The organism is Microbacterium gorillae (assembly GCF_000826185.2).
Classification (GTDB): domain Bacteria; phylum Actinomycetota; class Actinomycetes; order Actinomycetales; family Microbacteriaceae; genus Microbacterium; species Microbacterium gorillae.
In genome coordinates, this window is sequence record NZ_LN648874.1 from 409,462 (window position 1) to 427,054 (window position 17,593).

Below are 17,593 nucleotides of genomic sequence, written 5' to 3' on the forward strand. Positions count from 1 at the left end.
GCGGGTGCTCGCGCCGACACGCCGGCCCCGGGTGCTGTCGTCGCGGCGTGTCGACGCTCTCGCCCGCCCGTGTGTTCGCGGTGGTGCGAACCGTGTCTGAGGGCCGGGGGAGAATGGATGCATGGGTCGAGGTGACGGCAGCGGGCGGATCGTGTCGCCGCCGAACGCGGACGACACCGGTGCCGGCATCCTGCACGTCGACATGGACGCCTTCTACGCCTCCGTCGCGGTGCTCGATGACCCCACCCTGGCCGGCAAGCCCATCATCATCGGTGCCCCGGAGGGTCGTTCGGTGGTCTCCAGCGCCTCCTACGATGCCCGGCGCTACGGCGTACGGGCGGCCATGCCGGTGGGGCAGGCCATCCGGCTGTGCCCGCAGGCGATCATCGTCGCGCCCCGGTTCGATCGCTACGTGGAGATCTCACGCCGGGTGATGGACATGTTCCGAGACGTCACGCCACTGGTCGAGCCGCTGTCGATCGACGAGGCCTTCCTCGACATCACCGGCGCGCGGCGGCTGTGGGGGAGTCCGCGCGAGATCGCGCAGCGCCTGCGGGCTCGGGTGGAATCCGAGGTGGGTATCACCTGCAGCATCGGCGCGGCCTCCACCAAGCACGTCGCGAAGATGGCGTCCACCCTGTGCAAGCCGGACGGGCTGCTGATCATCCCCGCAGCGAAGACGCTGGATTTCCTCGCGACGCGTCCGGTCCGAGCCATGTGGGGTGTCGGACCGAAGGCCGCCGAGGCTCTGGAGAGTCGGGGCATCCGGATGATCTCGGATGTCCGCGTGACGCCACCGGCCACCCTCGAGCGTGCGCTCGGACCGGCGATGGGGCGTCGGGTCTGGGACCTCGCACACGGTGTGGATGCGCGGGATGTCCAGACCACGCGTGTGGAGAAGAGCATCAGCCATGAGGAGACGTTCGAGACGGACGTCACCGACGCCGGATTCCTGCGATCAGAGCTGTTGCGGTTGTCGGACCGTGTCGCGGTGCGCTTGCGCAAGGGCGCGATGGAAGCGCGGGGTGTGGCGATCAAGGTCCGCTTCGACGACTTCACCACGGTCAACCGTTCGATGACGTTGAGCGAGCCGACCGACGTGGGGCGCCGCATCGCGCAGGCCGCCCAGGAGCTTTTCGATGCGCTCGATCTGCGTGCCCCGGTCCGTCTGGTCGGGGTGAAGACGGAGAAGCTGCAGCCGTCCGGCGGTGGCGGGCTGGGTCTCTGGGACGATGATGCGGACTGGCGGGCGGTCGATGACGCGATGGACGGCGCGACAGCGCGATTCGGCAGTGGCGTGGTGACGCGGGCGACGTTTCTCGGCCGCTCGAACCGGTACGCCGAGCCGAAGGCCAATGACCTGGACGAACGGTCCTGATCGGACTCGGGCGGTGACGCGGACGGCGCGGCACGCTAGCGTGGAGTCATGCCGAATCTCCCCATCGAACTCGGAAAACTGACCGGCGCGCTCGGCGTGAAGAGCACCTACGGCGAGCAGGAGGACGTCGACGGCGTCCGCATGATCCCCGTGGCGGTCTCCTGGAGCGGCTTCGGCGCGGGACAGGACGGCGAGTCCGGTCAGGGTGGCGGAGGTGGCGGCTTCAGCGCTCCCGTCGGCGCGTACATCCGCCGGGGCGACGACATCCGCTTCGAACCGAACATCGTGTCGGTGCTCGCGGTCGGGATCCCCTTCGTCTGGGTCGCCGGACGAGCTCTCGCGCGGATCATCCGTGCCCTCAAGCGCTGACCCGCTCGATGAGGCGCTGACCGCCGCGACCGCGCAGATCCTGTCCGCCGTCGCTCGCGTCGGTGTGCCGGCGCCGGTGGTGCTGCTGGACGGACGTTCCGGCGCGGGCAAGACCTCGCTCGCTGCGCGGTTGGCGCGTGCCTGGACATCGGGTGACGTGCAGGTGCTGGCTCTTGATTCCGTCTATCCCGGTTGGGACGGTCTCGCCCGGGGCGCGGAGATCGTGCGCGGCGGAGTGCTGGTGCCGCATCGCGACGGTGTCGCCGGACGCTGGAACCGGTGGGACTGGGCGCGTGACGAGCCGGCGGAGGAGCACGTGATCGACCCCGCTCGGCCGCTCATCGTCGAGGGCAGCGGCGTTCTCACCCGCGCGAGCGCGGAGCTGGCCGATGTCACCGTGTGGGTCGACGCGCCGGACGACGAGAGGCGCGAACGTGCCCTCGAGCGCGACGGGGACACCTATCGTCCGCACTGGCAGCAGTGGGCGGCGCAGGAGGACGCTCACCTCGCCTCCGACCATCCGCGCGACCTCGCGGACATCGTGATCTCTCTGCCCTGACGCTCCCGATCGCGACAGCTCCGGCGTCGGTGATCTGCCGCGCGTGGGAGCAAGCGGGAGACGCTCTCGAAAGTGGCAGATCGGGGCGTGTGAGAGTGCGGGAACGTGAGAGCGATGACTCAGGGGAGCAGATCGTCGGTCGCCTCGACCAGGCCATCCAGCCGGTAGCCGAGCCAGTCGTACACGCCGAAGCGGGCGTCGTCCGGATCGTGCTCGCCGTCGTCCTCGACGCCGAGGCGGGACGAGATGATCAACCGCAGTGCCGACAGCGTCCGCATCCAGCTGTCGATCGCCGCCGCGTCCAGCGCGATGTGGACCAAGTCCTCGGGTTCGCCCGCGATGCCGGCGGTCGCCAGTCCGTCCGCCACGACGCCGGCATCGGCGACGCGGCGCGCGATCAGATCGGCGGCGGTCAGGCGATGGAACTCCCGGCCGGCCTGGTCGTCGTCCGGATAGGCGTTCGGAGTGAGGCGCTGGACGGCGGGGTCATCGTCCGCGCCGGAACGGAGCAGATCGGTGAACTGCTCGACGAGGTCGGCGAGACCGCCGACCTCCATCCGGCTCAGCGTGAGGCGGAATTCGTCGGGCATCAGCCGGCCTTCCGCACGGTCGCCTGCAGGCCGTAGTCGTGCATGGCGCCGGCGTGCAGCTCCATCTGCTCCCGCGGCCCCTCAGCGACGACGGCTCGTCCGCCCTGGTGGACCTGCAGCATGAGCTCGGTCGCCCGCTCCCGGGAGTACCCGAAGTAGGTGCGGAAGACGCGGACGACGTACGACATGAGGTTCACCGGGTCGTCCCAGACCACCGTCTGCCACGGCACGTCGGGTGAGACGGCCGCGTTCAGGTCGACGTCGAGATCGGGAGTGGCCATCGCCATCATGCCCACCCCAGTTCGTGAAGGCGGTCGTCGTCGATGCCGTAGAAGTGCGCGATCTCGTGCACGAGGGTGGTGTGGACTTCGTCGCGCAGTTCGTCCATGCTCTCGCAGGCATGCAGGTGCGGCTCGCGGTAGACGATGATGCGGTCGGGCAGGTCGCCCATGCCGTAGTGACCACGTTCGGTCAGGGCGAGCCCGTCGTAGAGACCGAGAAGATCGAGGGAGCCGTCCTCGGGTCGGTCCTCGACGACGAAGATCACGTTGTCGAGGCCGTCGACCATGTCGTCCGGAAGCTGGTCCAGTTCGTCGATCACCAGCGCCTCGAACGCCTCCGGGTCGACCTCCAGCGGTGCCGCCGCGGTGTCCTCCGCCGGCACCTCGCTGATCTCACTCACCTGCTGCTCATCCATCCACTCGGCGTCTGTGCACCGCCAGTCTAACGATCCGACCGGGGGCGGGGCCGGTCGCGCGACGGTGAGCGGCGTCGACGTCGCCGATTGACGCGGACAGCCGGCGGCCCGGCTACCGACGCCGGGCGGACCGCGGACTGCGATCGCAGGCGATTCACACAGATCTCGGGTCGGCGCCTCGGTCCGCAGGCCTTTTCGGGGCCGTGGTGTCGGTGGGGCGGGACACCCTGATTCCGGGCCGGAGGAACCAGCCCGGAACAGGAGCCGATCATGTCCATTCTCATCACCGGCGCGACGGGCACCGTCGGGCGCCATCTCGTCTCAGCGCTCGTCGATGCGGGGGAGAGCGTGCGAGCGCTCAGTCGTGACCCCGCGTCAGCCGCGCTCCCGGAAGCCGTCGAGGTCGTCGCGGGAGATCTCGCCGCCCCCGCCGGACTCGCGCCGTCGATCTTCGATGGCGTCGATCGCGTGTTCGTCTTCCCCGCCGCCACCGTCGACCACCTGGTCGCGGGCGCCGTCGCTGTCGGGGTCGATCGATTCGTCGTGATGTCCTCGCTCGCGGCGGCGGAGGAGTTCCCGCGGGATCGCGGTTCGGCGAGTCAGGTCCATCACGCCGCTGTCGAGAAGGCCGTCACCGCTCGCAGTGACAACTGGACCGTGCTGCGACCGGGCACCTTCGCCGACAACCTGCTGTCCTGGGCGCCGTCGATCGCGCATGGCGCCCCGGTGCGGGCACCGTACCTCGCGTCGGCGCAGGCTCCCATCCACGCCGCCGACGTCGCGGATGCGGCCGCGGCAGCTCTCCTGAGCGACGACTGGACCCGCCAGGCGATCGCGTTGAGCGGGCCGGAATCGCTCACCCGACGGGAGCAGATCGCCGCGATCGGCGCCGCGATCGGCGCGGAGATCACGGCGGAGGAGATCACTCCGGAGGAGTTCCGCACGGAGGCCGCGGCGTATGTCCCCGAGCCGGTGATCGCGATGCTGCTGGACTACTGGCGCGACACGGTGACCGAACCTGACCGTGTGCGCTCAGGTGTGCGGGATCTGACCGGCAAGCCCGGACGCACGCTCGCCGAGTGGGCGGCCGAGCACCGGTCTGCGTTCCTGCCCGCGACGACGCCGGCCGCCGGACGCTGACGGTGGTTCACTCCGAGGCGCTGCGCCGGGTGGCGCCGGGCGTCCGCCCGATCACGCGGGTGAACGCCCGGGTGAAAGCGGCCTCCGAGCGGTAGCCCAGTTCGCCGGCGAGCGCGGACACGGTGGTCCGTTCGGTCGTCAGTCGACTGTGGGCCAGCGTCATCCGCCAGCGAGTGACGTAGGCCATCGGTGCGACCCCGACCACCTCGGTGAAACGGGCGCTGAAGGCGGAGCGCGACAGGCTCGCGGAGCGAGCGAGCAGCTCCAGCGTCCACTCGCGTCCGGGGTCGTCGTGGACGGCGTCGAGCGCGGCGCCGATCCGGGGGTCGCGCATCGCGCCGAGCCACCCCGTGCCGGCAGCGTCGTCCTCGGAGAGCCACTGCCGGATCGCCTCGATCACCAGAAGGTCGGCCAGCCGCGTCGCGACCGCATCGCCGCCGACCTGGGGGCGCGTCAGTTCGCCGGCGAGGAGTCTCAGGATGTCGCGCACTCCGGAAGCCAGCGACTGGTCTTCGCCCCGGACGAGCAGGGTTGTCGGGAGGGCCCGCAGCAGCTCCCGGGCGGCCGGCTCATCGAATGAGACGATGCCGCAGAGGAGCTGGGTCCGCGCACCCGTTCCGCCGTGCCGCACGAGCGAGTACTGCGGGGTGAGGTACTCCTGCGGGAGCAGGTCGACGCGTGGACCTTCCTCGATCTCGGGATGGCTGCGCAGCTCATGACCGCGGCCGTGCGGCACCAGGACGAGATCACCGGCACGGACCTCGATCAATTCGCCATCGGAGAGCCGGACCCAGCAGTGTCCGGTGACCACGGTGTGGAAACTGATCGCGTCCGGCAGCACGGGCATCTCTAGTGCCCACGGCGCACCGAGCTCGGCGCGGGAGCAGAACACGCTCCGCATCCGCACGGTGTGCAGGGCGTGCTCGAGCCGGTCCGGGGTGGAGGTCATGGGGTGATTCTGGCAGACCGTTCGCTCCGACGTCCGATCAGCGCGGACGAACGAGCAAGAACTCGAGATGAATGGGCATGGAACATCCGGTCTCGCGTCCGTAGCGTCGGCGTGACAGACGGTGATCAACACCGGCGCCGATCATCCCCAGGAGGAAACCTCATGTTCGTCATCGCAGGAGCAACCGGACGCGTCGGGTCGGCGGTGGCCAGGCGCCTTCTCCAGGAGGGGGCGGAGGTCCGCGTCCTGGTCCGTCGACCCGAGGACGCCGCGCCGTGGCAGGAACGGGGCGCGGAGGTCCGGCAAGCGAACCTCTCCGATCACGATCAGCTGCGGGCCGCTGTGCGGGGGAGCGCGGGATTCTTCGTCCTGCTGCCGTTCGATCTGCGATCGTCCGACCTCGATGCGCATGCCCGGTCGGTGACCGCCGCGGTCGCCGGCGCGGTCTCGGACGAGGCGATTCCCGCGGTGGCCATGCTTTCCTCCGGAGGGGCGGATCGAGCCAGCGGCACCGGCCCGATCCGGGGACTGCACGAGGTGGAGACGGCGCTGCGTGCGACCGGGACACGGCTGACCGCGCTCCGGCCTGGACACTTCCAGGAGAAGGTCACCGACGTGATCACCTACGCGCGGGCGAGCGGCCGGTACCCGATCTTCAGCCGGTTCCCGGATCGGCCGCGGCCGATGGTCGCGACCGCCGACATCGGTGACGCCGCGGCGCAGGCGCTGTTGACGCCCGCGTCGCGGTCGGAGGCCGTGGATGTGCACGGCCCGGAGGTGTCCGAGCTCGACCTGGCGGCGGACCTCGGCACCGCGCTCGGCTGCGAGCTGATGCCCGAGGTGATTCCGGAACCGGCCTGGGCGGAGGTGCTCACCGCGACGGGGCTCTCCGCCCACGCCGCAGAGAGTGTTGCGGAGCTGTACCGCGCGGATGACGCCGGATTGCTCGCGCCGCGGGGCGACCGGGTCATTCAGGCGCAGACGCCAGCGCTGCACACGATTCGGCGGCTGGTCGCGGATCTGACCTCATGAGCGCGGTCGCCGGCGGAGGAGTGGCCACCCTGTTCGTCGCGATCGTCGCCAACGGCCTCCTTGCGGGCATGTTCTTCACGTTCGCGGTGGCGATCAGCCCGGGTTTGCGACGCGTCGACGACGAGGTGTTCGTCGGGACAGTCCGGTCCGTCAATCGCGTGATTCTGCGACCGGCGTTCCTCATGGTGTTCGCGGCGGCCCCGGTGTCGGCGGTGGTGGCCACGGTCCTGGCGGGCGGAGAACCCCTGACGCTCGCCGGGGCGATCGCGGCTCTCGTCTCCTTCGCCGTCACCGCGCTGGGCAACGTTCCCCGCAATCGGGATCTGGATCGTGCGGGAGCCCAGCCGGCGGGGCTGGTCCGCGCCAGGTATGAACGCCCGTGGAACCGCGCGAACGTCGTGCGGACGATCGCGAGTGTCCTCGCGCTTCTGCTCCTGACGGCAGCGGCGGTGCGATGATCACGTTCCGTGAGTGAGGCGCGTGGCGGCGCTCGAAGCCTGTCCCTGTCGATGCTGGGCACCGCAGGGGCCTGGCTGTTCGGGGCTTCGCCGCGCACCGTGGAACCATCGCCGCGCCGCAACCGCCGCCGCGGCCGGACCGAATGAAGCGAGACATCCCATGCAGCTCGAGCTGACCGACCGTGTCGTCATCGTGACGGGAGGCACCAGCGGCATCGGCCTGGCCACCGTCCGCGAGCTGGCCGCCGAAGGGGCTCGGGTGGTGGCGGTCGCTCGTCGTCGTCCAGAGGCGGGCGCCCTACCCGACGGCGTCGATTTCCTCAGAGCGGACCTCGCCAACCCCGCCGTCGCAGCCCCCATGATCGCACAGACGCTGGAGTGGTACGGACGCATCGACGCCCTGGTGAACAACGCCGCGCTGTTCGACACGAGGGACGAGTTCACCTCGATCGAGGACGACCTGTGGCGAGCGACGTTCGAGCTCAACGTGTACGCGCCGGCGCGCTTGGTCCGGGCGGTGATCCCCGCGATGCGGGCGAATGAGGCCGGCGGCAGCATTGTGCATCTGGGGAGCGAAGCCGGACGGATGCCGGATCCATCGATGGCCGCGTACGCGGCGTCCAAGGCGGCGCTGCTGTCGCTGTCGAAGTCGCTCGCGAGCGCATACGGACCGGTGGGCATCCGCTCAAACGTCGTCTCACCCGGTCCGACCCGGACGGCCCTCTTCGACGCGCCCGGGGGCTTCGCGGACCAGTTGTCGGCGCGGTTCGGCAGCGACGCGGACGCCGCCGTCGACCGGTTCATCCGCGAGGAGCGCCGCCTGCCCAGTGGCCGGATCGGACGGCCCGAGGATGTCGCCGGGGTGATCGCGTACCTGGTCTCACCCCGCTCGAGTCAAGTGACCGGGGCAGAGTGGGCCGTTGACGGTGGGGCGCTGCGTCAGCTCTGAGGCCGTGGCATCGCGTCAGGACGAGGCCAGCAGACGCAGCGCGGCCGCTGAGGAGCTGCCCGGCTCCGCGGTGTGCGTGAGGATCCGCTGTCCGTTGCCTTCCGGCAGATGGAGGACCTCGAACCCGAGTGACAGCTCGCCCACCTGGGGGTGGCGGAACCGCTTCACGCCACTGGTGCAGAGGCGCACATCGTGTCCGGCCCACAGTCGCGCGAACTCCGGGCTGTTCATCGACAGCTCGCCGACGAGCTCGGCCAGGCGCAGGTCATCGGCGAACTGCGCCGCGACGTACCGGAGTGAGGCGACGGCTCGGGCGGCCTCCTCATCCCAATCCGCGTAGAGGTCGCGGGTGTGCTCGTCCCGGAACAGCAGCTTCAACTGGTTCGGACGCTCCTGCGGACGGGACGGTGCGTCAAAATCCAGGTGTCCAGCCAGCAGCAGATGTCCGGAGCGGTTCCAGGCGAGGATGTCGTTGAAGCGACCGAGCAGCACGGCCGGGACCTCGCCCATCGCGTGCAACAGCTGCTCCGCACCCGGTTTGGCGATCTCGGGTTGGGACGCGCGCGTGCGGACCGGGGGTGCTGGGTGCGCGAGCGCGTACAGGTGCGCGCGCTCATCCGCGTCCAGTTGCAGGGCACCGGCGAGGGCATCGATGATCGCGTCGGACGCGTTCTGGGATTGCCCCTGTTCCAGTCGGGTGAGGTAGGTCACGGAGACACCCGCCAGCTGCGCGAGCTCCTCGCGCCGCAGCCCGCTCACGCGGCGGCGTCCGTAGGAGGTGACGCCGGCCTGGTCCGGAGTGATCCGATCCCGTCGGGAACGCAGGAACTCACCCAACTCGGTCACGGGCCGATCGGCGTCCACGAGGTTCGGTACTGGCACACCACCATTGTCGTCGACCCGGCGGGACGGTGCCTGACCCTGTGAGTGCCAGGCTCCGCCAGCCCACCTTCACGGGGGATCTGGCTCCCGGTCCGGAGCGGATCGAATCTGGGGAGCATGAGCAGAATCAGCAGCCCGAATCCATCATCCGCGACGGGGATGAACCCGCCGCCGTCCAGCGGCGAGCGGTTCACGCGGACGGAATGGATCGCGATGGCCGTGCTGCTGACGGCGAACTTCACCCTGGCGGTGGACTTCTCGATTCTGAACGTCGCGCTCCCGCACATCGGCCATGAGCTCGGGTTCGCCACCGGCTCGCTGCAGTGGATCGTCACCGCCTTCGCCCTGTGTGCGGCCGGGTTCACCCTGTTCTTCGGGCGGGTCGCCGACCTGTTCGGACGCAAGCGTCTGTTCCTGATCGGCATCGTGCTGCTGGGTGTGTCGTCGTTGGTCGGCGGACTGGCCGGCGACCCGGCCGTGCTGCTGACGGCCCGCGTCGGCCAGGGCATCGCCACCGCGATGGTCACGCCGGCCGCGCTCTCGCTCATGACCACGATGTTCCCGGAGGGGCCCGCCCGCTCGCGGGCACTCGGACTCAACGGCGCACTGATGGCCGCGGGCTTCACTGCCGGTGCCGTCCTCGGCGGTGTGCTGACCGGCACCGTCTCCTGGCGCTGGGCGTTCTTCATCAACGTCGTCGTCGCACTCCTCGTGCTGACGATCGCTCCGTTGGTGCTTCGTGAGCCGGCCAGGGGATCCCGTCCGCGCCTCGACCTGCCCGGTGCGGTCCTCGTGACGCTCGCCCTGGTGGCGCTCGTGTTCGGAATCGACACCGCCGGGCACAGCGGGTGGGCGCATCCGCGCACGTGGGGCCCGCTCGCGGCCGCCGTCATCCTGTTCGCGATCTTCCTGGCGATCGAGTCCCGCACCACCGAACCGCTGATCGCGCCGGCCCTGCTGAGACGTCGGAACATCGCGTGGGGCAACCTCGCCGGGCTCCTGGCCTTCGCGACGGAGACGTCCCTGGTGTTCCTGCTGACGCTTTACCTGCAGGAGGTCCTCGGCTACACGGCGCTGACCGCGGGGTTGGTTCTCGGCGTTCTCGGCGTAGGCACGGTTCTCGGAGGACTTCTCGCGCCGAAGATCATCGGCAGGACGAACGCGCGCACGGCGATCGTGATCGGCTTCGTCGTCCAGGCTGCCGCGACGGTGCCGCTCGCGTTCGTCTCGGACAGTCGCCTCTGGCTGGCGCCGCTGCTGATCCTGACCTTCATCGGTGGTGTCGCGAACCTGGTCGCGATCGTCGGCTACGCCGTCGCTTCCACCTCCGGTGTCCCGCAGCGCCAGCAGGGGCTCGCGACCGGTCTGGTGACCATGAGCCAGCAGGTCGGCATCGCGCTGGGCACCCCGCTGATGTCGGCGATCGCCGTCAGTGTGACGGCGACGACTCTGCTGCCCGGAATCCGGCTCGCGATCGGTGTCAACACCGCTCTCACCCTCGTGGCCGGCCTCCTCGTCGCGCTCCTCCTGAAACGTTCCGACCGCCCGATGCCGTGACGACGGCGTCCGGTGTTCAGGCGATCATGCGCGCGGCTCCACCTCGTCCGGAGTTGATCGCGCGTGCTGCCAGAGCAGGAGAAGGTGACGGCGGAGCGCATCGCGCTGGGTTGTGTCGAGAGGGGCCAGAAGGTCCTCTTCGATGGAACCGGCGGCAACCGCGAGTTCCTTCGCCGCCGCAACCCCGCTGTCGGTGAGTTCGACGGTCCGGCGGCGTCTGTCCGTCGGGTCGTCGGAGCGCGAAATGAGGCCGCGGCGCTCGAGCGGAGTGAGGACCGGGCCCATGTTGCGCGGGTCGACCAGGGTCGCGTCGGCAAGGGCTGTGGCACCCATCGGGCCCGCCGCGAGCAGGGTCAGCAGGATCGCGTGGTGATGGGGGGTCAGATCACGCTGTGCGAGAACGTCCATCCAGGACCGCGTCGCGAGGACACCGAGCTGTGAGATCAGGAATCCTGTTGAGGTCTGGAAAGGGACGTCGGTCGGCATGTCCCACATGATACTTGAAGACAGTCATGGATCATGATACTCATCGTTCATGACTATTATGGTGACCGGCGCGACGAGCGGTATCGGACTGGCGAGCGTGATCGCCCTCGGCCACCGTGGTCGAGACGTGGTCGCGATCGGGCGTTCGGAGGAAACCGTTGCGCGTGCCGTCGAGACGGCCAAAGCGAACGGCGTCACTGGCCGGCTGTCCTCGTACGTCGCTGACCTCGCCCACCGCGATCAGGTCGTCGCTCTGTCTCAAGCCGTCGCCGCCGACCACCAGCGACTCGACGGGCTCGTGATGTGCGCGGCCGTCGTCAACCCGATCCGCGCGGTCACCGATGGCGTGGACACCACGCTGGCGGTCAACCATCTCGCGCCCGTGCTGCTGGCCAGGCTCTTGGATCAGACCGTGAACGTCGGACGAATCGTGCTGTTGTCCTCTTCTCAGCACTCCGCGGCCGGACCGTTCGATCCGGCGGTCTTCGAGTCCGGTTCGCCGGCGTCTGGGATGCGCCGATATGAGGCGACCAAACTGCTGAATCTGCTGTTCGCTGCGGGTCGGATCGAGCACCCGCACCGGGCACCGATGGAGGTGATCGACCCCGGGTTCGTGCGAACCGGCTTGGGCCGCAATGCCCGCGGCGCGTTTCGGCTCCTGCTCACACTCACTCGCCCGCTGCAGGTCAGCCCTGCGGTTCCGGCACGATTGATCGCGGATCGACTTGACGCCGCCGACTTCCGGGACGGCTCGTATCGGGCCGCGAAGGGGCCTGCGAAGAAGGCGGCGAACGCGCGGGATCAGGCAGCCGTTGACCGCGCGTGGGAGTGGACCGAGGACCAGCTCGCGTGACCGGCCTTCCGGGCGGAAGACGAAGGCCCGAGCGGATGCTCGGGCCTTCCTTGGGGTGGCTAACGGGACTTGAACCCGCGACCCCCGCGACCACAACGCGGTGCTCTACCAACTGAGCTATAGCCACCATGTTTCCCGCTCAGCGGGGCAACCTGTCTATTGTGTCACATGTTCTGAGCGAACGATGACACGGCCGCCTGGGACGCCTCGCGCGCCTCCTCGCTGGTCGGACCCGGGTCCGGAACGAACACCGCGCGGCGGTAGTAGTCGAGCTCGCGGATCGACTCCAGGATGTCCGCGAGTGCGCGGTGTCCACCGTCCTTCTCGGGTGCCTGGAAGTACGCACGCGGGTACCAGCGGCGCGAGAGTTCCTTGATGGAGGACACATCCACGTTGCGGTAGTGCAGGAAGTGGTCGACGCGCGGCATGTACTTCGCCAGGAACATCCGGTCCGTGCCGATCGTGCTGCCGGCCAGCGGAGCCTTGCCCTCGAGCGGCACGAAGCGCTGGATGTACTCGAGCGACATCGCTTCCGCCTCGCCGAGGGGAACGCCGTTCGGGATCTCCGCGAGGAGACCCGAGGTACGGTGCATGTTCGTGACGAACGCATTCATGTTCGTCAGAGCCGAATCGTCCGGCTTGATGACGACCTGGAAGCCGGGGTCGAGGATGTTCAACTCGAAATCGGTGATGACGATCGCGATCTCGACGAGCTCATCGACGCCGAGGTCGAGGCCGGTCATCTCGCAGTCGATCCAGACCAGGCGGTCGCTGTCCACAGAGGAAACCATGGCCCCAGTCTACCGACGGGTGCCGACCCTTGACGGTGCTCCGTCCTCGTCCCCCATAGGTGATTCGAACACCTGACCGGCGGATTAGAAGGCCGCTGCTCTATCCACTGAGCTAATGGGGGTCACCCCAAGCGTAACGGCTCGACCTCGGCGGCCGGTCAGAGCCATCGGAGGCACTGGACGGCCTCGGCCATGCTCCAGAATGCGCCCTGTTCCACGAAGGTCCCTGTCGGGACGTGGTAGCGGCGAGCATGGTAGCGGGAGCCCTCCTCGCCGGCGTGCACGGCGATGTGCCCGAGGACGCGGCCGGTCGTCGCCAGGACGCGGAACGTCGTCGCGTTCACGGGGATCAGCCGTTCCGGGCGGGTCTGCGTGGCCGGTGCCGTGGTGATCATCTGCGCCTCCTTCGGGCGTGTCTTCGTCGGTGACGCTACGCGGGGGGACGGACATCGCGGGAACAGAGGCGACGAGCGTAGCGTTGCTGTGCATGCGGACCGACCGCGGCGAAGGAGGACTCATGGAGACGTACGTGCTGGCCGGAGGGTGCTTCTGGTGCCTGGACGCGGCGTACCGCGCGTTGAACGGTGTGTCCGAAGTGGTGTCCGCCTACACCGGTGGAGTGGTCGAGAACCCCAGCTACGAAGCGGTCTGCACGGGTCGCACGGGACACGCGGAGGCGGTGGCGGTCACCTTCGATCCCGACGTCATCCCGCGTGAGGTCATCCTGGACGCGTTCTTCACCATGCACGACCCCCGTCAGCTCAATCGACAGGGGAACGACATCGGCACGCAGTACCGGTCGGCGATGTTCCCCGCCGACGACGGCCAGCGGGAGCTGTTCGAGGCGGCCCGAGATCGCGCGAACGACACGTGGGGTGGAGGAGTCGTCACCACGATCGAGCCTCTCGGCAAGCTCTACCCCGCCGAGGATTACCACCAGGACTTCTTCGCCAAGAACCCGACGCAGGGCTATTGCCTGGCCGTCGCCGTGCCGAAGGTCAACAAGGTTCGCGCCGCGTTCTCGAAGTACCTGCGCTGAGGCTCCCGTTCCTCCCCAGTGCGGGCATCGCCCCTCCTGTTGCCGGCGGCGTCCACGCTGTCCCGCTCGGACCGTGATCGCGTCACGATCATCTGGATCCGGCGTCGCACGGGCACGGCGACGCCGGATCGGGCCGCAGAGGGTCTGCGGAGGAGGGATGGAGATGACGGAGAACATCACAGCGGTCGGCAACGTCGCGTCGGAACCGAAGCAGGGCGTCAGCTCGAAGGGGGACGCCTACACGTCCTTCCGACTGGCCGCCGAATCGCGTCGCCGCAACACGCTCACCGGAGAGTGGGAGGACGGTGATCCGAATTGGTTCACCGTCTTCGCCTACCGAGCGCTCGGCGAGAACACGTACGCGTCCGTGCGCGTCGGCGATCGGGTCGTCGTGAGCGGACGGTTGCGGCTGCAACCGTGGGCGAACGGCGACAAGCAGGGGACATCGGTCAGCATCGCCGCGGACGCACTGGGCCCGGATCTCAAGTGGGGTACGACCACCTTCCGGCGCGTTCGGCGCGGCGGCCCGGTCGACCCGGACTCCGGCTTCAGCGCGGCGGATCCGGAGTCTGAGGGCAGCGTGCCGAATGACACGCCGGTGGCCTTCGCGGCCATGGAAGACCTCCTCGATGTGGAGGATGTCGCTGCGCCGTTCTGAGCTCATGAGGCCGAACGGGCACCGGCCGTCCAGGGAACGGGGGATCGTCCCGTCTAGAGTGGCGGGGGGGCCCGCCGCCCGCCGCCCCCCCACCCCGCCGCACCGACCCCCCCCCCTTTCGCGTCCGCGCCGCTGGCCGGGTGCACGGCGACGCCCGGACCCCCCCCCTCCCCCACCGCCCCCCCCCTCCCCCCGGGGGGGGGGGGTGCCCCCGCGCCCCGCACCCACGCCCCCCCGCCGCCCTGCCCCCCCCGTTTTCCGCTCGGGCGCTGCGGGCGGGTTGCCCGCCGCCGCCGGACCCCGCCACTTCCCTCACGGCCTCTCCGGTCCACTCGGAGTCCACGCCGGACGCCACCGTTCCGGAGACGCCGACCGCGAAGAAGGAACCGGTCGCCTTCGTCCCCGATGGCTCCGCCGAGGACAACCTGCCGATCTTCACTCAGACGGTCAACGCCGTGTGGGGGAGCGCCGACAAGATGCGTGGACGGGCGTACATCGATGCCCTGATCGCCGCGGGGTTCACGGACACGTCCGCGATGCAGCTCACCAGCGACACCACCACGGTCGGGAACGAAGCCGAGACGATGCTGTTCTCCGTGCTCGTGAAGGGCAAGTGCCTGGTCGGCCAGGTCGGCCAGGCGACCGGAAACCCGGTCACGGAGGTGGCGGCGCCCCTCGGCGACGGGGTCTGCCTCCTGGGCAAGACCGTCCCCGTCCAGTGACCTGCTGACGGTCTCCGGGCCCCGCGAGCGTTTCGCCCTCTCGTCCCGGCGCGGCCGATCGACCGCGACGCCGTCGACCCGATGCGTGCGGGCGCCACGGACGCTGCCCGTGCACGCCCGCCACCCCGCTTCGGCGCCCGCAGGCCCGGTAGGCTGGTGGGGACATCACGGGAGGTGCTCGCCGCGCGCGGCCGGAGCCCGACATCATCCGCGCTGACCCGTGGGCGCGAAGACGACACATTCAAGGACGTGGGAGCCGCATGGCTGAATACATCTACCAGATGGTGCGAGCACGCAAGAAGGTGGGCGACAAGCTCATCCTCGACGACGTGACGATGGCCTTCCTGCCGGGCGCGAAGATCGGCATGGTCGGCCCGAACGGCGCCGGTAAGTCGACGATCCTGAAGATCATGGCGGGACTGGACGCACCGTCCAACGGAGACGCCACACTCACGCCCGGCTTCTCTGTCGGCATCCTGATGCAGGAGCCCGAGCTCGACGAGTCCAAGACGGTGCTGGAGAACATCCAGGACGGTCTGCCGGTCAAGGCCAAGCTGGACCGCTTCAACGAGATCTCCGCGCTGATGGCCGAGCCGGATGCCGATTTCGATGCTCTGCTGGCCGAGATGGGCACGCTGCAGGAGGACATCGACGCGGCCGACGGCTGGGACCTGGACTCCCAGCTCGAGCAGGCGATGGACGCCCTGCGCACCCCGCCGGCGGACGCCGCGATCGCCCCGCTGTCCGGTGGTGAGAAGCGCCGCGTGGCGCTGGCCAAGCTGCTGCTGCAGAAGCCCGACCTCCTTCTGCTCGACGAGCCCACCAACCACCTGGACGCGGAGAGCGTGCAGTGGCTGGAGCAGCACCTGCAGTCCTACAAGGGTGCCGTCATCGCGATCACCCACGACCGGTACTTCCTGGACCACGTCGCCGAGTGGATCGCCGAGGTCGACCGCGGCCGGCTGTATCCGTATGAGGGCAACTACTCGACCTACCTCGAGAAGAAGCAGGAGCGCCTGGACATCCAGGGCAAGAAGGACGCCAAGCTCGCCAAGCGCCTGAAGGACGAACTCGACTGGGTCCGCTCCAGCGCGAAGGGCCGCCAGACCAAGTCGAAGGCGCGCCTGGCCCGCTACGAGGAGATGGCCGCCGAGGCCGAGCGCACGCGGAAGCTGGACTTCGAGGAGATCCAGATCCCCGCCGGTCCGCGCCTGGGCTCGATCGTCATCGAGGCGAAGAAGCTGCAGAAGGGCTTCGACGGCCGCTCGCTCATCGACGGCCTGAGCTTCAGCCTGCCGCCGAACGGCATCGTCGGTGTCATCGGTCCGAACGGTGTCGGTAAGACCACGCTGTTCAAGACGATCGTCGGCCTCGAGCCGCTCGACGGTGGCGATCTGAAGATCGGTGAGACGGTCAAGATCAGCTACGTCGACCAGAGCCGCGCGAACATCGACCCGAACAAGACACTGTGGGAGGTCGTCTCCGACGGCCTGGACATCATCACGGTCGGCAAGACCGAGATCCCGTCGCGTGCGTACGTGTCGAAGTTCGGCTTCAAGGGTCCGGACCAGCAGAAGAAGGCCGGTGTGCTCTCCGGTGGTGAGCGCAACCGGCTGAACCTGGCGCTGACGCTCAAGGAGGGCGGCAACCTTCTGCTGCTCGACGAGCCGACCAACGACCTGGACGTCGAGACCCTGTCCAGCCTGGAGAACGCTCTTCTGGAGTTCCCCGGTTGCGCTGTGGTCATCACCCACGACCGGTGGTTCCTGGACCGCATCGCAACGCACATCCTGGCCTACGAAGGCACCGAGGAGAACCCGGACCAGTGGCACTGGTTCGAGGGCAACTTCGAAGCCTATGAGGAGAACAAGATCGTGCGCATGGGCCCCGAGGCGGCCCGCCCGCACCGCACCACGCACCGCAAGCTGACCCGTGACTGACACCCGTCGCCTGCACGTTCCCATCCACCTGCGGTGGGGGGACCTCGACGCGTTCAACCACGTCAACAACACCTCGATGCTGAAGCTCCTGGAAGAGGTTCGTGTTCGCGCGTTCTGGCTTCCGGGCCCCGGGGAGGAGGCGCCGGACACGGCGGTCCTCGCCGCCAGCCTCGACGTCGGCGTGCTGACGCTGGTCGCTCGGCAGGAGATCGAGTACCTCGCGCCGGTGCCGTACCGGCGCAATCCGCTCGATGTGCAGTTGTGGTTCGCCAAGCTCGGCGGCTCGAGCATGGACATCTGCTACGAGGTGTGGAGCCCCGTCGAGGAGCCGGGCGAGCCCGTGCTGTACGCTCGCGCGACCTCGGTCATCGTGATGGCCGACGCCGTCACCGGCCGCCCGGTGCGACTGACCGACGAGCAGCGCGCCGCCTGGTCGCCGTACCTCGGCGAGCCGGTCGCCTACACGCACCGCCGCTGAGACGACGCGAAGCCCTCCGGAACCGCGTTCCGGAGGGCTTCGCGTGCCCGCGAGACACCCGGGCAC

The 17,593-nt window shown here is 69.2% G+C and carries 22 protein-coding genes and 2 tRNA genes; 14 read left to right on the plus strand and 10 right to left on the minus strand.

What is annotated here, in order from left to right; all coding sequences use genetic code 11:
- The first annotated feature begins 121 nt into the window (after positions 1 to 121).
- Genes BN1193_RS07865 through BN1193_RS07875 form a run of 3 tightly spaced genes read left to right on the plus strand, consistent with a single transcriptional unit; the run spans position 122 to position 2,306 of the window.
- Positions 122 to 1,378, plus strand: coding sequence for a DNA polymerase IV (locus BN1193_RS07865; protein ID WP_040165303.1), 1,257 nt, complete (start codon positions 122 to 124; stop codon positions 1,376 to 1,378).
- A 48-nt stretch (positions 1,379 to 1,426) separates the two neighbouring features.
- Positions 1,427 to 1,747 (plus strand): hypothetical protein, encoded by a 321-nt coding sequence (locus BN1193_RS07870; protein ID WP_040165304.1) that lies wholly within the window; start codon positions 1,427 to 1,429, stop codon positions 1,745 to 1,747.
- The gene (locus tag BN1193_RS07875) at positions 1,731 to 2,306 is read left to right on the plus strand and encodes a nucleoside/nucleotide kinase family protein (protein WP_040165306.1); all 576 of its coding nucleotides are present in this window, start codon (positions 1,731 to 1,733) and stop codon (positions 2,304 to 2,306) included. Before BN1193_RS07870 ends, BN1193_RS07875 begins: the two co-directional genes overlap by 17 nt.
- A 119-nt stretch (positions 2,307 to 2,425) precedes the next feature.
- Here BN1193_RS07875 and BN1193_RS07880 read toward each other — a convergent pair whose 3' ends face one another.
- The 3 genes from BN1193_RS07880 to BN1193_RS07890 are packed head-to-tail and all read right to left on the minus strand — an operon-like array spanning position 2,426 to position 3,464.
- A complete protein-coding gene (locus BN1193_RS07880; RefSeq protein WP_040165308.1) occupies positions 2,426 to 2,896 on the minus strand; it encodes a DUF2017 family protein in 471 nt (156 codons plus the stop codon).
- Positions 2,896 to 3,177, minus strand: a complete 282-nt coding sequence (gene clpS / locus BN1193_RS07885; protein WP_141396652.1) for an ATP-dependent Clp protease adapter ClpS — start codon at positions 3,175 to 3,177, stop codon at positions 2,896 to 2,898. The genes BN1193_RS07880 and clpS overlap by 1 nt, the downstream gene beginning before the upstream one ends.
- 5 nt (positions 3,178 to 3,182) lie before the next feature.
- A complete protein-coding gene (locus tag BN1193_RS07890; protein ID WP_407662104.1) occupies positions 3,183 to 3,464 on the minus strand; it encodes a metallopeptidase family protein in 282 nt (93 codons plus the stop codon).
- 399 nt (positions 3,465 to 3,863) lie between these two features.
- Between BN1193_RS07890 and BN1193_RS07895 the strand changes: the two genes are divergently transcribed.
- Complete coding sequence (locus tag BN1193_RS07895) at positions 3,864 to 4,733, plus strand: SDR family oxidoreductase (protein ID WP_040165311.1); 870 nt, start codon at positions 3,864 to 3,866, stop codon at positions 4,731 to 4,733.
- 7 nt (positions 4,734 to 4,740) lie between these two features.
- On the opposite strand, the gene BN1193_RS07900 is transcribed toward BN1193_RS07895, so the two are convergent.
- Entirely contained in the window at positions 4,741 to 5,682 is a 942-nt protein-coding gene (locus BN1193_RS07900) for an AraC family transcriptional regulator (RefSeq protein WP_040165313.1), read from the minus strand.
- Between the two features lie 162 nt (positions 5,683 to 5,844).
- Between BN1193_RS07900 and BN1193_RS07905 the strand changes: the two genes are divergently transcribed.
- The 3 genes from BN1193_RS07905 to BN1193_RS07915 all read left to right on the plus strand — a co-directional run bounded on the left by BN1193_RS07905 (position 5,845) and on the right by BN1193_RS07915 (position 8,121).
- The gene (locus tag BN1193_RS07905) at positions 5,845 to 6,714 is read left to right on the plus strand and encodes an NmrA family NAD(P)-binding protein (RefSeq protein ID WP_040165314.1); all 870 of its coding nucleotides are present in this window, start codon (positions 5,845 to 5,847) and stop codon (positions 6,712 to 6,714) included.
- Complete coding sequence (locus tag BN1193_RS07910; protein WP_040165316.1) at positions 6,711 to 7,172, plus strand: anthrone oxygenase family protein; 462 nt, start codon at positions 6,711 to 6,713, stop codon at positions 7,170 to 7,172. Before BN1193_RS07905 ends, BN1193_RS07910 begins: the two co-directional genes overlap by 4 nt.
- Positions 7,173 to 7,332: 160 nt before the next feature.
- Positions 7,333 to 8,121 carry an SDR family NAD(P)-dependent oxidoreductase gene (locus tag BN1193_RS07915; RefSeq protein WP_040165318.1) on the plus strand — a complete coding sequence of 263 codons (789 nt, stop codon included), beginning with the start codon at positions 7,333 to 7,335 and terminating at the stop codon, positions 8,119 to 8,121.
- 15 nt (positions 8,122 to 8,136) lie between these two features.
- Here the strand turns inward: BN1193_RS07915 and BN1193_RS07920 are convergent, their stop codons facing one another.
- Positions 8,137 to 9,003, minus strand: a complete 867-nt coding sequence (locus tag BN1193_RS07920) for a helix-turn-helix transcriptional regulator (protein WP_052460548.1) — start codon at positions 9,001 to 9,003, stop codon at positions 8,137 to 8,139.
- Between the two features lie 117 nt (positions 9,004 to 9,120).
- On the opposite strand from BN1193_RS07920, the gene BN1193_RS07925 reads away from it, so the two are divergent.
- Positions 9,121 to 10,560: an MFS transporter gene (locus BN1193_RS07925; protein ID WP_230206448.1), complete on the plus strand. Its 1,440-nt coding sequence runs from the start codon at positions 9,121 to 9,123 to the stop codon at positions 10,558 to 10,560.
- Positions 10,561 to 10,584: 24 nt separating this feature from the next.
- On the opposite strand, the gene BN1193_RS07930 is transcribed toward BN1193_RS07925, so the two are convergent.
- Positions 10,585 to 11,046, minus strand: coding sequence for a MarR family winged helix-turn-helix transcriptional regulator (locus tag BN1193_RS07930; protein ID WP_195907831.1), 462 nt, complete (start codon positions 11,044 to 11,046; stop codon positions 10,585 to 10,587).
- A 49-nt stretch (positions 11,047 to 11,095) separates the two neighbouring features.
- Between BN1193_RS07930 and BN1193_RS07935 the strand changes: the two genes are divergently transcribed.
- The gene (locus BN1193_RS07935) at positions 11,096 to 11,899 is read left to right on the plus strand and encodes an SDR family NAD(P)-dependent oxidoreductase (RefSeq protein ID WP_094770346.1); all 804 of its coding nucleotides are present in this window, start codon (positions 11,096 to 11,098) and stop codon (positions 11,897 to 11,899) included.
- Between the two features lie 51 nt (positions 11,900 to 11,950).
- Here the strand turns inward: BN1193_RS07935 and BN1193_RS07940 are convergent.
- From BN1193_RS07940 to BN1193_RS07955, 4 genes are all read right to left on the minus strand, one after another.
- Positions 11,951 to 12,026: transfer RNA gene (locus BN1193_RS07940), tRNA-His, on the minus strand.
- A gap of 37 nt (positions 12,027 to 12,063) precedes the next feature.
- Positions 12,064 to 12,690 carry an oligoribonuclease gene (orn, locus tag BN1193_RS07945; RefSeq protein ID WP_040165325.1) on the minus strand — a complete coding sequence of 209 codons (627 nt, stop codon included), beginning with the start codon at positions 12,688 to 12,690 and terminating at the stop codon, positions 12,064 to 12,066.
- Positions 12,691 to 12,739: 49 nt separating this feature from the next.
- Positions 12,740 to 12,812 (minus strand) — tRNA-Arg (locus BN1193_RS07950).
- 36 nt (positions 12,813 to 12,848) lie between these two features.
- Positions 12,849 to 13,085, minus strand: a complete 237-nt coding sequence (locus tag BN1193_RS07955) for a hypothetical protein (RefSeq protein WP_040165327.1) — start codon at positions 13,083 to 13,085, stop codon at positions 12,849 to 12,851.
- 122 nt (positions 13,086 to 13,207) lie between these two features.
- Between BN1193_RS07955 and msrA the strand changes: the two genes are divergently transcribed.
- The 5 genes from msrA (at position 13,208) to BN1193_RS07985 (ending at position 17,527) form a co-directional block, all read left to right on the plus strand.
- On the plus strand, positions 13,208 to 13,729 hold the full coding sequence (gene msrA / locus BN1193_RS07960; protein WP_040165328.1) for a peptide-methionine (S)-S-oxide reductase MsrA: 522 nt from the start codon (positions 13,208 to 13,210) through the stop codon (positions 13,727 to 13,729).
- Between the two features lie 163 nt (positions 13,730 to 13,892).
- Positions 13,893 to 14,387 (plus strand): single-stranded DNA-binding protein, encoded by a 495-nt coding sequence (locus BN1193_RS07965; protein ID WP_195907832.1) that lies wholly within the window; start codon positions 13,893 to 13,895, stop codon positions 14,385 to 14,387.
- 455 nt (positions 14,388 to 14,842) lie between these two features.
- Positions 14,843 to 15,109, plus strand: coding sequence for a DUF6993 domain-containing protein (locus BN1193_RS18275; RefSeq protein WP_052460552.1), 267 nt, complete (start codon positions 14,843 to 14,845; stop codon positions 15,107 to 15,109).
- Between the two features lie 260 nt (positions 15,110 to 15,369).
- Positions 15,370 to 17,049, plus strand: a complete 1,680-nt coding sequence (ettA, locus tag BN1193_RS07980) for an energy-dependent translational throttle protein EttA (RefSeq protein WP_040165330.1) — start codon at positions 15,370 to 15,372, stop codon at positions 17,047 to 17,049.
- Entirely contained in the window at positions 17,042 to 17,527 is a 486-nt protein-coding gene (locus tag BN1193_RS07985) for an acyl-CoA thioesterase (protein WP_040165332.1), read from the plus strand. The genes ettA and BN1193_RS07985 overlap by 8 nt, the downstream gene beginning before the upstream one ends.
- Positions 17,528 to 17,593 lie beyond the last annotated feature (66 nt).

What these genes read in the sequence shown, in the direction of transcription:
- BN1193_RS07865 (WP_040165303.1), top strand. Translation starts at nt 122, where the DNA reads ATGGGTCGAGGTGACGGCAGCGGGCGGATCGTGTCGCCGCCGAACGCG.
- BN1193_RS07870 (WP_040165304.1), top strand. Translation starts at nt 1,427, where the DNA reads ATGCCGAATCTCCCCATCGAACTCGGAAAACTGACCGGCGCGCTCGGC.
- BN1193_RS07880 (WP_040165308.1), bottom strand. Translation starts at nt 2,896, where the DNA reads ATGCCCGACGAATTCCGCCTCACGCTGAGCCGGATGGAGGTCGGCGGT.
- clpS (WP_141396652.1), bottom strand. Translation starts at nt 3,177, where the DNA reads ATGGCCACTCCCGATCTCGACGTCGACCTGAACGCGGCCGTCTCACCC.
- BN1193_RS07890 (WP_407662104.1), bottom strand. Translation starts at nt 3,464, where the DNA reads ATGGTCGACGGCCTCGACAACGTGATCTTCGTCGTCGAGGACCGACCC.
- BN1193_RS07895 (WP_040165311.1), top strand. Translation starts at nt 3,864, where the DNA reads ATGTCCATTCTCATCACCGGCGCGACGGGCACCGTCGGGCGCCATCTC.
- BN1193_RS07900 (WP_040165313.1), bottom strand. Translation starts at nt 5,682, where the DNA reads ATGACCTCCACCCCGGACCGGCTCGAGCACGCCCTGCACACCGTGCGG.
- BN1193_RS07905 (WP_040165314.1), top strand. Translation starts at nt 5,845, where the DNA reads ATGTTCGTCATCGCAGGAGCAACCGGACGCGTCGGGTCGGCGGTGGCC.
- BN1193_RS07910 (WP_040165316.1), top strand. Translation starts at nt 6,711, where the DNA reads ATGAGCGCGGTCGCCGGCGGAGGAGTGGCCACCCTGTTCGTCGCGATC.
- BN1193_RS07915 (WP_040165318.1), top strand. Translation starts at nt 7,333, where the DNA reads ATGCAGCTCGAGCTGACCGACCGTGTCGTCATCGTGACGGGAGGCACC.
- BN1193_RS07925 (WP_230206448.1), top strand. Translation starts at nt 9,121, where the DNA reads ATGAGCAGAATCAGCAGCCCGAATCCATCATCCGCGACGGGGATGAAC.
- BN1193_RS07930 (WP_195907831.1), bottom strand. Translation starts at nt 11,046, where the DNA reads ATGCCGACCGACGTCCCTTTCCAGACCTCAACAGGATTCCTGATCTCA.
- BN1193_RS07935 (WP_094770346.1), top strand. Translation starts at nt 11,096, where the DNA reads ATGACTATTATGGTGACCGGCGCGACGAGCGGTATCGGACTGGCGAGC.
- orn (WP_040165325.1), bottom strand. Translation starts at nt 12,690, where the DNA reads ATGGTTTCCTCTGTGGACAGCGACCGCCTGGTCTGGATCGACTGCGAG.
- BN1193_RS07955 (WP_040165327.1), bottom strand. Translation starts at nt 13,085, where the DNA reads ATGATCACCACGGCACCGGCCACGCAGACCCGCCCGGAACGGCTGATC.
- msrA (WP_040165328.1), top strand. Translation starts at nt 13,208, where the DNA reads ATGGAGACGTACGTGCTGGCCGGAGGGTGCTTCTGGTGCCTGGACGCG.
- BN1193_RS07965 (WP_195907832.1), top strand. Translation starts at nt 13,893, where the DNA reads ATGACGGAGAACATCACAGCGGTCGGCAACGTCGCGTCGGAACCGAAG.
- ettA (WP_040165330.1), top strand. Translation starts at nt 15,370, where the DNA reads ATGGCTGAATACATCTACCAGATGGTGCGAGCACGCAAGAAGGTGGGC.